The sequence below is a fragment of the Rhizobium sp. SRI_017 genome, from assembly GCF_057586295.1.
In genome coordinates this window covers 385279-399257 of the sequence record NZ_JBYCZP010000005.1, presented here as the reverse complement: position 1 = coordinate 399257, position 13979 = coordinate 385279, and the positions used below count along the sequence as shown (strand labels likewise).

The 13979-nt window shown below is 61.0% G+C and carries 14 protein-coding genes; 10 read left to right on the top strand and 4 right to left on the bottom strand.

Annotated elements, in window-relative coordinates; all coding sequences use genetic code 11:
- The first annotated feature begins 36 nt into the window (after nucleotides 1–36).
- The 3 genes from AC2YI2_RS14545 to AC2YI2_RS14535 all read left to right on the top strand — a co-directional run bounded on the left by AC2YI2_RS14545 (nucleotide 37) and on the right by AC2YI2_RS14535 (nucleotide 1498).
- Nucleotides 37–831, top strand: coding sequence for an N-formylglutamate amidohydrolase (locus AC2YI2_RS14545; protein WP_487387187.1), 795 nt, complete (start codon nucleotides 37–39; stop codon nucleotides 829–831).
- 3 nt (nucleotides 832–834) lie between these two features.
- The gene (locus AC2YI2_RS14540) at nucleotides 835–1140 is read left to right on the top strand and encodes a DUF1244 domain-containing protein (RefSeq protein ID WP_487387186.1); all 306 of its coding nucleotides are present in this window, start codon (nucleotides 835–837) and stop codon (nucleotides 1138–1140) included.
- Nucleotides 1141–1231: 91 nt separating this feature from the next.
- Entirely contained in the window at nucleotides 1232–1498 is a 267-nt protein-coding gene (locus AC2YI2_RS14535; protein WP_487387185.1) for a DUF2312 domain-containing protein, read from the top strand.
- Nucleotides 1499–1533: 35 nt separating this feature from the next.
- On the opposite strand, the gene AC2YI2_RS14530 is transcribed toward AC2YI2_RS14535, so the two are convergent.
- Both AC2YI2_RS14530 and AC2YI2_RS14525 read right to left on the bottom strand, forming a co-directional pair.
- Nucleotides 1534–2001, bottom strand: a complete 468-nt coding sequence (locus tag AC2YI2_RS14530; RefSeq protein WP_487387184.1) for a hypothetical protein — start codon at nucleotides 1999–2001, stop codon at nucleotides 1534–1536.
- A 2-nt stretch (nucleotides 2002–2003) separates the two neighbouring features.
- Nucleotides 2004–2480 (bottom strand): MarR family winged helix-turn-helix transcriptional regulator, encoded by a 477-nt coding sequence (locus AC2YI2_RS14525; protein WP_487387183.1) that lies wholly within the window; start codon nucleotides 2478–2480, stop codon nucleotides 2004–2006.
- A 138-nt stretch (nucleotides 2481–2618) separates the two neighbouring features.
- Between AC2YI2_RS14525 and AC2YI2_RS14520 the strand changes: the two genes are divergently transcribed.
- Genes AC2YI2_RS14520 through AC2YI2_RS14505 form a run of 4 tightly spaced genes read left to right on the top strand, consistent with a single transcriptional unit; the run spans nucleotide 2619 to nucleotide 6125 of the window.
- Entirely contained in the window at nucleotides 2619–3539 is a 921-nt protein-coding gene (locus AC2YI2_RS14520) for a metal ABC transporter substrate-binding protein (RefSeq protein ID WP_487387182.1), read from the top strand.
- Nucleotides 3536–4438, top strand: a complete 903-nt coding sequence (locus tag AC2YI2_RS14515; protein ID WP_487387181.1) for a manganese/iron ABC transporter ATP-binding protein — start codon at nucleotides 3536–3538, stop codon at nucleotides 4436–4438. Before AC2YI2_RS14520 ends, AC2YI2_RS14515 begins: the two co-directional genes overlap by 4 nt.
- Complete coding sequence (locus AC2YI2_RS14510) at nucleotides 4435–5295, top strand: metal ABC transporter permease (protein ID WP_487387180.1); 861 nt, start codon at nucleotides 4435–4437, stop codon at nucleotides 5293–5295. Before AC2YI2_RS14515 ends, AC2YI2_RS14510 begins: the two co-directional genes overlap by 4 nt.
- Complete coding sequence (locus AC2YI2_RS14505; protein WP_487387179.1) at nucleotides 5292–6125, top strand: metal ABC transporter permease; 834 nt, start codon at nucleotides 5292–5294, stop codon at nucleotides 6123–6125. The genes AC2YI2_RS14510 and AC2YI2_RS14505 overlap by 4 nt, the downstream gene beginning before the upstream one ends.
- A 110-nt stretch (nucleotides 6126–6235) precedes the next feature.
- Here the strand turns inward: AC2YI2_RS14505 and AC2YI2_RS14500 are convergent, their stop codons facing one another.
- Together AC2YI2_RS14500 and AC2YI2_RS14495 are read right to left on the bottom strand one after the other, a co-directional pair.
- Nucleotides 6236–8074, bottom strand: coding sequence for a peptidoglycan L,D-endopeptidase MepK (locus AC2YI2_RS14500; protein WP_487387178.1), 1839 nt, complete (start codon nucleotides 8072–8074; stop codon nucleotides 6236–6238).
- Between the two features lie 457 nt (nucleotides 8075–8531).
- The gene (locus AC2YI2_RS14495; RefSeq protein ID WP_487387177.1) at nucleotides 8532–10103 is read right to left on the bottom strand and encodes a sigma-54-dependent transcriptional regulator; all 1572 of its coding nucleotides are present in this window, start codon (nucleotides 10101–10103) and stop codon (nucleotides 8532–8534) included.
- 198 nt (nucleotides 10104–10301) lie between these two features.
- Between AC2YI2_RS14495 and AC2YI2_RS14490 the strand changes: the two genes are divergently transcribed.
- Genes AC2YI2_RS14490 through AC2YI2_RS14480 form a run of 3 tightly spaced genes read left to right on the top strand, consistent with a single transcriptional unit; the run spans nucleotide 10302 to nucleotide 13972 of the window.
- Entirely contained in the window at nucleotides 10302–12155 is a 1854-nt protein-coding gene (locus tag AC2YI2_RS14490) for a M3 family oligoendopeptidase (protein ID WP_487387176.1), read from the top strand.
- 33 nt (nucleotides 12156–12188) lie between these two features.
- Nucleotides 12189–13346, top strand: coding sequence for an aminodeoxychorismate synthase component I (locus AC2YI2_RS14485; RefSeq protein WP_487387175.1), 1158 nt, complete (start codon nucleotides 12189–12191; stop codon nucleotides 13344–13346).
- Nucleotides 13343–13972: an aminotransferase class IV family protein gene (locus AC2YI2_RS14480; RefSeq protein ID WP_487387174.1), complete on the top strand. Its 630-nt coding sequence runs from the start codon at nucleotides 13343–13345 to the stop codon at nucleotides 13970–13972. Before AC2YI2_RS14485 ends, AC2YI2_RS14480 begins: the two co-directional genes overlap by 4 nt.
- Nucleotides 13973–13979 lie beyond the last annotated feature (7 nt).

The window sequence follows — 13979 nt, the reverse complement described above, 5'->3', positions numbered from 1 at the left end:
CAAAAAATGTGAGAAATTGTGCCGAAGGGCGTTCCGATGCAGGATTTTCCCGCCTTCGAGACTATCGAAGGCAATCTCGACCTCGGCCTTCTGATCCTTGCCGACCATGCCACCAACCGTCTGCCCGCCGATTACGGCGATCTCGGGCTCGACCCGTCGGCCTTCAAGCGGCACATCGCCTATGACATCGGCGTCGAACCGCTGACCCGGGCGCTTGCTGCGACACTTGGCGCACCGGCGGTGATGAGTTGCTTCTCCCGGCTGCTGATCGACCCCAACCGCGGCGAGGACGACCCGACGCTGATCATGAAGATCTCCGACGGCGCGATCATTCCGCGGAACTATCCCATGTCATCAGAGGAGGCCAATTTCCGCCTCACCCATTTCCACCGGCCCTACCACGACGAAGTGTCCGGTATGATCGGCCGCATCGAGAATGCGACCGGCAAGGCGCCGCTGGTCATGTCGATGCACTCTTTCACGCCGATATGGAGAACCACGGTGCGCCCCTGGCACGCCGGCATTCTCTGGGACACCGACGAGCGTGTCGCCCGCCCTCTGATCGACGCGCTCGCGGCCCTGCCCGGCATCATCTGCGGCGACAACGAACCCTATGATGGCGCGTTGAGGGGCGACACCATGTATCGCCATTGCATGAAGCGCGGCATCCCACACGCGCTGATCGAGGTCCGGCAGGATCTGATCGCCGATGCGAAGGGCGTTGCCGAATGGACAGAGTACCTCTCGCCGATCTTCGAAAGATTGAATGCCGATCCGGCGCTCCATACATATGAGATCCATTCCTCCCGCACCGGCCCCTATGAAGATTGATCCATGACAGAACTGACCAAGGAACAGCAGACCCAATTCGAGGCGGCGGCCTTCAGGCGGCTCGTCGGCCATCTCCGCGAACGCGCCGACGTGCAGAATATCGATCTGATGAATCTCGCGGGCTTCTGCCGCAACTGCCTGTCCAACTGGTATCTCGACGCGGCCACCGAGGCCGGCGCGGGTCTCAGCAAGGAGGAGTCGCGCGAGATCGTCTACGGCATGCCCTATGACGAATGGAAGGCGCGCACGCAGACCGAGGCGAGCGACGCACAGAAGGCCGCGTTCGAGATCAATCGCCCAAAGGAATGACCGGGCCCGAATCCACTTGACCTCCGGCCGCTTTCGCGGCACGTGAGCGCCCGAGATATCGTCCAACGGAATCAGAAAAGGAGCGGGCCCAATGGCGGATGCACATGGCGTCGCACGCGATCAGCTCAGGTCTTTCATCGAGCGGATCGAGCGGCTGGAAGAAGAAAAGAAGACCATCGCAGACGACATCAAGGATGTCTATGGCGAGGCCAAGGCCACGGGTTTCGACTCGAAGATCCTCAAGAAGGTCATCGCGATCCGCAAGCAGGACAAGGATGAGCGCATGGAGCAGGAAGCAATCCTGGAAACCTATCTCGCCGCGCTCGGCATGATCGAAGGTCCGCCCGAGGAGGCGTGAACCAAGACGATGTTGGAAGCTTTGACCGCCGGCCCTCAGCCGGCGGTTTTCGTTTTGCGTGGCGCCATCCGGCGCAGTCGCCCCGACAACCTGAGCCCGTCACGGAAGTTGCGACCCAACAGATAGAGCTGCAGCAATCCCCCAGCGATCTCGACGGCCTGAACGATCAAGAAGCCCGTGCCGAAGTTGCCTTCGGCGGCGAGCCAGTAGAGCCAGATCGCCGAGGGAAGCATCACGACGAGCCCGTTGACCGCAACCACACGCATGCGCTTCATCTTGGCGTCGACGGGTCCACCTACGCGTCCCTTGGCAAGCGAAAAGCCGCTGCCGCCGGTGACCGCCATCGCCGGGATCAACAGACAGAGGCCATAGAGGATGAGAAGCTTGGTTCCTGCGATCAGCCTCTCGTCCATCGTCACTTCGGCATAGATCGTGCTCACGAGAAATGTTGCGACGAGCAGCATTGCCGCTGTCCCGGCGATTGCATGAACCATTCGCTTCATATTCATTCTCCTTTGACTTTGGGAAGGCTCGCATCGAGGAAGCGCAGCCCGGTCAGCGCGCCATCCAGAACCGCTGCCGGCACATCCCTCGTCGCCTCCAGCGTCCACGCCTGATATTTTTCCGAAACCTGCGAATAGACACGCTCCCCCGCCTCGGTGAGCCGATAGTGCGGCGAGCGGCGATGGCGGGGATTGGGGCGTCTGGACACCAGCCCCTCTGCCTCCAGCAGGTTGACTTGCTTCTGCGTCGCCTGGCGGCTGACGCCCATGCGGTCGGCGATCTCGGGCACCGTCTGCGGCGCATTGGCAAGTGTGATCGCGCCCAGAACCTGCCAGCGCGCGCTGGTCAGGCCGAATTCGCTACTCAGGTCATCGCCCCATTCGATGATCCGCCCATTCAGCCGGAAGATCGCCAGGATGATTTCGGTAATTTTTTCGCTGTCTGACACAATCTTGATCTCTGTCTTTTCAGATGACAACTAATTACCAAGATGACATCCAGTTGTCAACATGACGAAAGTCCGGAACTTCCGCTTTGCGAATGACTTGCACTTGCAAAATCACGGGTCCTGCCATACCGTGCTATTGCAACTTATTCTCAATAAGGAGACGACTGCATGCTGACTGGAACTCGACGCGGCTTCATCACCGCCCTTGCGGCGGCATCTGTCCTGCTGATGCCCGGATTGTCGCCCGCCTTGGCCGCCGGAAAATTCAAGGTCGTGACGACCTTCACCGTCATCGCGGACATGGCGCGGAACGTCGCCGGCGATGCCGCCGAGGTGGAGTCGATCACCAAGGCGGGGGCCGAGATTCACAATTACGCGCCAACGCCGGGCGACATTCAGCGGGCCCAGGGCGCCCAACTCATTCTCTGGAACGGTCTGGGCCTGGAACGCTGGTTCGAGAAATTCTTTCAGAATCTGGACGCCGTGCCGGGCGTGGTTGTCTCCGATGGCATCGATCCAATGGGCATTTCCGAAGGACCATACGAGGGCAAGCCCAATCCGCATGCCTGGATGTCGCCGGCCAATGCGCTCATCTATGTCGATAATATCAGGGACGCGCTGGTGAAATACGACCCTGATAATGCCGAGACCTACAAGGCCAATGCCGAGGCTTACAAGAAGACGATCGAAGCCGCAGTCGCGCCGATCAAGGCCAAGCTCGATACGATTCCGGAGGACAAGCGCTGGCTCGTATCCAGTGAAGGCGCATTCACCTATCTCGCGCGCGATTTCGGCCTCAAGGAGCTCTATCTCTGGCCGATCAACGCCGACCAGCAGGGTACGCCGAAGCAGGTCCGCAAGGTGATCGACACCGTGCGCGAACACAAGATTCCCGCCGTTTTCAGCGAGAGCACCGTGTCGGACAAACCGGCCCGGCAGGTGGCGCGTGAAACCGGCGCGCATTATGGCGGCGTGCTCTATGTCGACTCGCTGAGCGAAGCGGACGGCCCGGTCCCCACCTATGTCGATCTGCTGAAGGTGACCTCCGACACGGTCCAGAAGGGTCTCGAAGAGGGCCTGTCGCAATGAATGTTGCCCCCGCACGCGCGATCGGACCCGATGTGAAGATCGGCCCTGGCCTCTCTGTCCGGCGTGCCACAGTTACCTATCGCAACGGGCTTACCGCCATCAAGGATGCAAGTTTTGAAATACCCGCAGGCACGATCACCGCGCTTGTTGGAGTCAACGGCTCGGGCAAGTCGACTATCTTCAAGGCCATCATGGGCTTCGTTCGGCTCGCCTCCGGCGACATTTCCATCCTCGGCGAACCGGTGAACAAGGCACTGCGCAAGAATCTCGTCGCCTATGTGCCGCAGGCCGAGGAGGTCGACTGGAATTTCCCCGTTCTGGTCGAGGATGTGGTGATGATGGGTCGTTACGGCCATATGGGTATGATGCGCATTGCTGGCGCTGCCGACCGCAGCGCGGTCGACACCGCGCTCGCTCGCGTCGGCATGAGCGATTTCCGCAAGCGGCAGATCGGCGAACTCTCTGGCGGCCAGAAGAAGCGCGTCTTTCTCGCCCGCGCATTGGCCCAGGATGGCCGTGTCATCCTGCTCGACGAGCCGTTCACCGGCGTCGACGTCAAGACCGAGGACGCGATCATCGGTTTGCTGCGCGACCTGCGCGATGAGGGTCGCATCATTCTCGTCTCGACGCACAATCTTGGCTCGGTTCCGGAATTCTGCGACCAGACCGTTTTGGTCAAGGGCACCGTGCTTGCCTATGGCCCGACATCGGAAATCTTCACCCAGGCAAATCTCGAGCGCGCTTTCGGCGGTGTATTGCGCCACTTTGTGCTCGGCCATGCCGACAGCGAGACGCCCTATCCCTTCGGCCTTCTCACCGACGACGAACGGCCGCTGGTGCTGCAGGGCGGCAAGGCCGTGCCACGGGTATCGCCGCCATCGCCCGAGGAAAGCACATGATGGAAGTGCTGCTCGAGCCCTTCGGCTATGAATACATGACCAATGCCATGTGGGTCTCTGCCCTTGTCGGCGGCGTCTGTGCCTTCCTCTCCTGCTATCTCATGCTCAAGGGCTGGTCGCTGATCGGCGACGCGCTCTCGCATGCCATCGTGCCGGGCGTCGCCGGCGCCTACATGCTGGGCCTGCCCTTCTCCATCGGCGCCTTCTTTTCGGGCGGGTTGGCCGCCGGCGCCATGCTCTTCCTCAACCACCGCACCAAGCTCCGGGAAGACGCGATCATCGGCCTGATCTTCTCTTCCTTCTTTGGTCTCGGCCTCTTCATGGTTTCGCTCTCGCCGACGTCGGTCGACATCAAGACCATCGTGCTTGGCAATATACTGGCGATCACGCCCGAGGACACGCTGCAGCTGGTTCTTATCAGCGTCGTGACGCTGGCTATCCTGCTCGTCAAATGGAAGGATCTGATGGTGACCTTCTTCGACGAGAGCCATGCGCGCTCCATCGGCCTCAATCCGACGCTGCTCAAGGCGCTTTTCTTTGCCTTGCTTTCCGCCTGCACCGTCGCAGCACTGCAGACCGTCGGCGCCTTTCTCGTCATCTGCATGGTCGTCACACCCGGCGCGACGGCCTATCTGCTTACCGACCGCTTTCAGCGTCTGCTCGTGATCGCCGCGGCTATCGGCACGGTCACCAGCTTCGCCGGCGCCTATATCAGCTACTTTCTCGACGGCGCGACCGGCGGTATCATCGTCGTTCTGCAGACCGCGATTTTCCTCCTCGCCTTCTTCCTCGCCCCCAAGCACGGCATGCTGGCCGCGCGCCGCCGTGCTGCGGCTGCCACGGAGACGACCCTATGATCGAGACGTTACTCTCCCCGTTTCACTTCGACTTCATGCTGAACGCCTTCCTGATTTCGGCGCTGATCGCGGTGCCGACGGCGCTGCTCTCCTGCTTCCTCGTCCTCAAGGGTTGGTCGCTGATGGGCGATGCGATCTCCCACGCGGTCTTCCCCGGCGTGGTCCTCGCCTATATTATCGGCATACCCTATGCGATCGGCGCCTTCGCTGCCGGCCTGTTCTCCGCTGTTGCGACCGGCTTCCTGAAGGACAACAGCCGCATCAAGCAGGATACGGTGATGGGCATCGTCTTCTCCGGCATGTTCGCTCTGGGGCTGGTGCTCTATCTCGAGATCCAGTCCGACGTGCATCTCGACCACATCCTCTTCGGCGACATGCTCGGCATCGGACTCTATGATCTCGCCCAGGCCGCGATCATCGCGCTGGTGGCGGTCGGCATTATCGTCGTAAAGTGGCGCGACTTTCTCCTCCATGCCTTCGATCCGGCCCAGGCGCGCGTCGCGGGCCTGCGGGTCGGCCTGCTGCACTATGGATTGCTCAGCCTGATCTCGCTGACCATCGTCGGTGCCTTGCAAGCGGTTGGCATCGTCCTGGTGATCGCACTGCTGATCGCGCCGGGGGCGATCGCCTTCCTTCTGACGCGCAGCTTCGGCACGATGTTGCTGATCAGTCTGGTGATCGCACTCCTCACCTCCCAGATCGGTGTCTATGCCGCATTCTTCATCGACGCTGCTCCTGCCCCGACCATCGTGCTGCTGATGGCGGCCACTTTCGTCGGCGCCTTCCTCTGGACCACATGTCGCCGGCACGAAATTGCCACGACAATCTGACTGAGCCGGGACCATCGACCCGATCCGACAAACAGCTCAAAACAAAACCGCCGAGGCAAACGCCTCGGCGGTTTTGTTTTCGTCCGATGCCCCGATGGGCTTCGATCTCTTTATTTGTCGAACTTCTTGACCGGAATGAAGTCCACGGCAGAGCCTGAGAAGCGGGCCGGGTCGATCCGCGCGGCTTCAAGCGTGAAGCCGTCGGTATAGACCTCGGTCGGTTGCTTGCGCATGGTACGGCTCACGAAGCGCGGTGCCTTGACCGGCTTTACGATGATCTGCGAACGGCCCTTGGTGAGCGCCCATTTGGCGATCAGGTTCTCGGTCAGCTTCGGCTCGACGCGGATGCTGTCCTTCGATGCCGTTTCGTTCTCGCCGGCCTTGATACGCGAGCTCTTCGACACGCGCTTCGGCTCGTCCTTGATATCGTCAAGCGACAGGCTGGTCGGGATGGAGAAGCCACGGGTGACCGTTGCCTTCGGCATGTCGAGCGATGCCATTTCGGCCAGCGGCTCCTTGGCATCGGACTTGTCGGCGCTATCCAGACTGTCGATCATGGCTGTGTTTACGTCGTCCTGATCGGTGGTCATCGCTGCAAGTTCCTGGCCGCTTTCCTGGGCAAGGGCAGCAATTTCCTTCTCCGTCAGATCCGGAGCAGGCTTGTTGGCATCATCCGCAGCGACACTGGCTGTGACAAGGGCCTGGGCATCCTCAGGACGGAATTCCGGTACCGGTACACCGGCCACGGTGACGGAAGCAGCCGAGTCGAGCGCCTCAGCAGAAGCCGTCAGCACCTCTTCCTGGCTGTCGCCGGGACGCTTGCGGTCGCCGAGCATTTCGGGAACCGGCACCTTGTACTGGGCGAGATCGGCAAATTCCGGCTTCTCTTCCTCAGGCTTGGTCTCGTCGAACTCCACCGGCTGCGGTGTCAGCGCAGCCTTCATCGCATCCTCGGCCGGATTCTTCTTGGTGGAGAAGAGCGCAGTCTGGATCGTTTCGGATTCTTCTTCCGCATAGGCCGGGCGGACGCGCGGCACGGGGGCCTTTAGGTCATCTTCGTCAGCCTTGGCGACCAGAATTTCGGCGGGCTTTTCTTCCTTGATCTTCTTCGACTTCGGCACTTCAGCCGCCGTCTCCGGAACATCATTGATATCGCCCTCGTCCTCATCGGCGCGCGAGAAGAGCGAGGCGAGCAGGCTCTTGCGTTCGCGGCTCTCGGAGTCCGAATTCTTCGACGGCGTATCGGCGATCATGATGGAATTCTTGCCGACGCGACGCTTGTAATCTGCAAGAGCGGCATTGTAGCCGGGCATCTGGCCACCTTCGGCTGGACGATGAAGCGTCTTGCCGTCGGGGAAGATACGGGCGAGTTCACGGCGCGGCATGCGCGGCCAGGTACGAACGCCACCAACATCCATATGGACGAAGGGCGAACCGGACTTCGGATAGAAGCCGACGCCACCAACCTGGAACTTCACGCCGATTTCGCGCAGTTTGCTGATCCGAACGTCGGGAATATAGAAGTCCATCGCTTTACCGAGCATGTGCTGGCTCTTTTCGGCAACGCCGGAGCGGCGCGAACGGCCCTTGAGCATGGCATTGGTCGATGGCGAACGGTAACCGCAGACAACATGGATATAATCGCGCGAACCCGACTTTTGGTAAACTTCCCAGATCAGGTCCAGCAGCCGCGGATCCATCTTGGTCGGCTGGTTCTTGCGCCAATCGCGCAGGATGTAATTGATCTTCTTCAGACCCGCTGAATCGTAACGACCACCGCGCTTGAAGACGATGGTCTGTTTCTCGTGGGTGTGTACGTTGTACAGCTTAAGCGCCCGGGTCTGGGCGACGGCGCCGGAGGTCACCGTCATGAGGCCGACGGCCAGAATGGCTGCCGGCACAAGTGCCTTGAGGTCACAGGCGGCCCTCCGCACAAAGGCGGATATCATGCCCAATTTCTGTGAAACTCGGCTCTTGGACTCTTCGTTATGTACCAACTCGATCCCCGTCCACTGGTCATCGCCCCGCCCGCCCTATGAAAGCCAAATGCGGTAAGACGATGGCAAATGCGTACACTCACGTCAGATCCCAACTTATAGTCAATGAAGCACTAACAAGGGATAAACGATAAGCAGGATTTTTAACCAAGCATCCGCATTAAGCTCATTTTCACGATGTTTTCCAGCGGTTTTTTTACGTGTTCGTTCGTAAGCCGCCGTCAATTTATATGAGGGGTTTCTTACCTGAGGCTGTTCGCAGGGCTTTGCGACCGAATCAAAAAAAGATTCAAAGTGACCTCGGGGCCACAGGAACTGTGGATGACGTTAACGATTCCTGAGTGGAATCGCGCCGTTCGCCAGATGCACGCGCCACCGATTCGGGCGCGTGCATTTGGAGCAGATTCGCTCAGAGATGTTCGAGCTCCCGCACCCGCATCGGATCGTCTGGGTCGATGCCGTAGTCCTTCAGTTTGCGATAGAGCGTCGAACGACCGATGCCGAGCCGGCGCGCCACTTCGCTCATCTGGCCGCGATAGAAGCGCAGTGCGAAGCGTATCAGCTCCTCTTCCACGATGGCGATCGTTCTGATCTCTCCGTCCGGACCGACGGCGGCAAGCGAACCCTCCGGCGCCGAACGGACGACAGCCGACCGCGGCTCATGTCTGATCTCGCTGACGTCGGACGTCCCGGCGAAATCCGGAAACACCGACGGCATGTGATTGACGGCCATGCTGGGGACTTGGAGCACATCCCTGTTGCCGGTGAAGATGCTCTCGCCATCCTCCGAGATATAGCCCGGGATCTGTGCGGCGATCTGCGGGAAATCGCCGACATCGAGATGATCGCCCTCGCAAAGCACCACCGCACGGAAAATCGAGTTCTCGAGCTGGCGGATATTGCCCGGCCAGTCGAATGCGGTGAGCAGCGCCATGGCTGCCGGCGTGATCTCAGGCAGCTTCTCGAGCTTCTGGCCTGCGGCGAAGCGCTCGGTGAAGGTGCGGGCCAGCACCGGAATGTCTTCCTTGCGCCTGCGTAGGGCCGGGATGGTGATCGGGAAGACGTTGAGGCGGTAATAGAGGTCCTCACGGAACTCACCGTTCTTTACCGCCGCGATCAGGTCCTTGTTCGTCGCAGAGATCAGGCGGACATCGACTTTCTGGGTGCGGCGGGCGCCGATCGTCTCGATCTCGCCGTGCTGGATGGCGCGTAGCAGTTTGACCTGGACTTCGAGCGGCAGGTCGCCGATCTCGTCGAGGAACAGTGTACCGCCATCGGCTTCCGCGAACTTGCCGGCATGTTTCTCGGTGGCGCCGGTAAAGGCGCCCTTCTCGTGGCCGAACAGGATGCTTTCGACGAGATTGTGCGGGATCGCGCCACAGTTCACGGTTACGAAGGGCTTGTGCGCCCGTTCGGAACTCGCCTGGATGGCGCGGGCCACCATTTCCTTGCCGACACCGGATTCACCTTCCAGTACGACGGGAATGTCGGACTGCGAGGCGCGCTTGGCCAGCTCCATCACACGCGCCATCGCTGGGCTGACAGCGACGATGTCCTCGAAGCGGATCGTGCTGTTGCGGGATCGGACCGGTGCACGTGAAGCGGCGGTGCGGTCGACCTTCAGCGCATTGTTGACCGCCGTGCCGATGCGCTCCGGCGAGACCGGCTTGACGACGAAGTCGAAAGCACCGGCGCGCATGGCCATGACCACGGTTTCGATGCCGCCCTGCCCGGTCTGGACAATGACGGGAATATCGATGCCACGATCCTTCATGGCATTGAGGAAAGCGAGCCCGTTCATTTCGGGCATCATCAGGTCAAGGATGATGACGGAAACCTTGTCGCCGAGGCGGCCAAGTGCTTCCAGTCCCTGCCGGCCGTTTTCCGCCATATGGGCGACATGGCCGATGCGTTCGACGGCGTGCCTTAGCAGCCGTCTCTGAACGGGATCATCATCGATCAGCAGGATATGCGTGCTCACAGGAAATTCTCCCCGAGTTCGTTCTCGTTATCCGGGCACAATCGCACCATCAGCTGAAAATCCCGTTCGGGGAAATGCTCGCATTTTAGCGATCGTCCCATTTTGGGCCTTGGCTTAAGAGACCGTGAATCTCAAGGTTTTCATCCTGCTCTTGATGCTCTAGAGAGGGGTGGATTCGAGACCATGCGAGGTACGCCCATGTACGATCCCCTCTCCCGCTCCATCCCCCGCCAGGCGCCAGAAACCCGCGCAGAGAAATTGAGCGAGGCTCTCGGCAACCTGCCGGAATGGAATCTCGGCGACCTCTATCCCTCTCGCGACGGCTCCGCCTTCATCGGCGATCTCGAAAAGGCGAAGAAGGATGCGGCCGCGTTCCAGGAGCGCTGGAAGGGCAATCTCGCCGATGCCTGCACGAAATCCGGCGACGAAGGTCTCGGCGCGTCGCTCCGCCAATTTGAGGCGCTCGAGGACCTGATCGGCCGCATCGGTTCCTATGCCGGCCTCGCCTACTATTCCGACATGACCGATCCGGCCAATGGCAAGTTCTTCGCCGACACGAGCGCGGCGATCACCGACATGGCTGGCAACCTCCTGTTCTTCAGCCTTGAACTCAATCGCGTCGAGGATGCGGTGCTGGAAGCGGCGATGAGCCAGGACGCCGTCGCCGGCCACTTCCGCCCGTGGATCGAGGATCTCCGCAAGGAGAAGCCCTACCAGCTCGAAGATCGGATCGAACAGCTTTTCCTCGAGAAGTCCCAGACCGCGGCTGCCGCATGGAATCGCCTGTTCAACGAAACGCAGGCGGAGCTGAAATTCGAACTCGACGGCGAGACGCTTGCACTCGAAGCCATCCTCAACAAGCTGCAGGAACCCGACCCGGCGCTGCGCGCCCGCGCGGCCGAAGTCATCAGCCGCGTGTTCAAGGACAATATCCGCGTCTTCGCCCTGATCACCAATACGCTCGCCAAGGACAAGGAAATCTCCGACCGCTGGCATGGCTTCAAGGACATCGCCGACTCCAGGCACCTCTCGAACCGCGTCGAGGGCGAGGTGGTCGATGCGCTCGCCGCTGCCGTCAAGGCCGCCTATCCGCGCCTGTCGCACCGTTATTACAAGATGAAGGCCAAATGGCTGGGCATGGAGCAGCTCAATTATTGGGACCGCAACGCGCCGCTGCCGGAAACGCCTTCGCAGATCGTGAGCTGGGACGAGGCCCGCGACACCGTGCTTTCGGCCTATCACGGCTTCGCACCCGAGATGGCCGACATCGCCCGCGACTTCTTCGAAAAGGGCTGGATCGATGCGCCGGTCAAGCCGGGCAAGGCACCGGGCGCTTTTGCCCATCCAACCGTGCCGTCGGCGCACCCTTACGTGCTGGTCAACTATCTCGGCAAGCCGCGCGACGTGATGACCCTCGCCCATGAGCTGGGCCACGGCGTGCACCAGGTGCTGGCCGGTGACCAGGGTGCGCTCATGTGCTCCACGCCGCTGACGCTGGCCGAGACTGCTTCGGTCTTCGGCGAGATGCTGACCTTCCGCGCGCTCCTGGCGAAGACCAAGGACAAGGCGGAGCGCAAGGCGATGCTCGCCCAGAAGGTCGAGGATATGATCAACACGGTCGTGCGCCAGATCGCATTCTATGAATTCGAGCGCCGGCTGCACACCGCGCGCAAGGATGGCGAGCTGACCTCCGATCAGATCGGCGAGATCTGGCTCTCGGTCCAGGGTGAGAGCCTTGGTCCCGCGATCAAGATCTCCGAGGGCTATGAGGCCTGGTGGTCCTACATCCCCCACTTCGTCCACTCGCCCTTCTATGTCTACGCCTATGCCTTCGGCGACTGCCTGGTGAATTCGCTCTACGCGGTCTACCAGAATGCTGAGGAAGGCTTCCAGGGACGCTATTTCGAATTGCTCAAGGCCGGCGGCACCAAGCATTATGCCGAGTTGCTCAAGCCCTTCGGCCTCGACGCCACCGATCCGTCGTTCTGGGACAAGGGCCTGTCGATGATCGAGGGGCTGATCGACGAGCTTGAGGCGCTTGATAGGGCTTGACCCTCCGCTGGCCTATACCGATCTGAGCAAGGCATGACACCGGACGAACCCTTTGTGCTGCTGCGCGACGACGTCGCGGACGAGACGCGCATTTTCGCGCGTCCCGAAGCGCTGATCGTCGCGCGCGATCCGGCAGAATTCTTTGCCGGGCTAGCGACGATGGAGGATGCGCGGAACCGGGGTAAGTGGTTAGCGGGCTTCATGGCCTACGAAGCCGGCTATCTCTTCGAAAAAAAGCTCGCACCCTATGCCAGCCTCGGCCGCGAAACCCCGCTGATGGCCTTTGGCGTCTTCGAAGCGCCCACGATTGGTCATCCGCTGGCAACGCCACGGCAGAGAGTCGAAAACGAGCCCTTCCTGTCCAATCCCCGCGCCGACTGGGACTTCGCGACATATAGAGAGCGCTTCGACAAGCTGCATTGGCACCTGAAGCAGGGCGACTGCTATCAGGCAAACTTGACCATGCCGATCCGCGCCCGCTGGACCGGCGACCCCGTCGCCGCCTTCTGGTCGCTGATCGAGCGGCAGCCGGTGCATTACGGCGCGCTGATCAATCTCGGCGGCCCGGTCCTGCTGTCGCGCTCGCCGGAACTCTTCTTCAACGTCGATGAGGAAGGCTGGATCGAAACCCATCCGATGAAGGGCACGGCGGCGCGTGGGTCTTCGCCCGAAGAAGATCGCCAGATCGTCGAGGCGATGAAAGCGGATGAGAAGACCCAGGCCGAGAACCGGATGATCGTCGACCTGCTGCGCAATGACATTTCGCGCATCACCGAGGTCGGCACGCTCAATGTCCCTCGACTCTTCGACGTCGAGACCTACCCGACCGTCCACCAGATGGTGAGCCATGTCCGCGCCAGGCTGCTGCCCGATTTGACGATATCGGACATCTTCGCCGCCCTCTTTCCCTGCGGTTCGATCACCGGTGCCCCCAAAATGCGGGCAATGGAAATCCTCCACGAACTCGAGGACGGCCCGCGCGACGCCTATTGCGGCGCGATCGGCTTCATCGCGCCGGATGGCCGCATGCGCTTCAACGTCGCGATCCGCACCATCTCGCTCTTCGACACCGGGGAGGCTGTCTTCAATGCCGGCGGCGGCATCGTCTTCGATTCCCGCGCCGCGGACGAATACGCCGAATGTCTGCTCAAGGCCCGCTTTGCGGTGGGCGACGCGGAGATCGCGGCATGACGCCGGATTTCTCGCTGATCGAGACGATGCGTTTCGAGCCGGGAACCGGGATAGTCCGCCGCAAGCTGCATGCCGCGAGACTTCGGAATTCTGCCAAGGTTCTCGGCTTCGAAGGTGCCGAGCGCGCGCTTGCCGCCCTGGATGAGGCGTTTGCCAACTCGGACAGTTCACTTCGTCTTCGCCTCGAACTCTTCGCCGACGGCCGCCACGACATCACCAGCGCTCCCTTTGTGCCCACAGCTGAAGGCACGACGTGGCGCATTGGAATTGCCCGTGAAGCGCGACTGAACTCGACAGACCCTATTCTCAGACACAAGACGTCGAAGCGTACGGTCTATGACACCGCCCGTGCCGAGCACCCGCGCGAGACAATCGACGAGGTCATCCTGCTCAACGAAAGGGATGAAGTTTGCGAAGGCACCATCACCAACCTTTTCGTCGATGACGGTTCGGGCAGGCTGCTCACACCGCCTCTCTCTTGCGGCTGCCTCGCTGGCATTCTCCGCACGTCTCTGATTTGTGGCAGGAAGGCCAGGAACCAGCGCCTCACCCTTGACGACCTGAAGCACCGTCCCTTCTATGTCGGCAATTCGCTGCGCGGATTGGTCCGCGCTATACTAGCCTGAAGGTTCG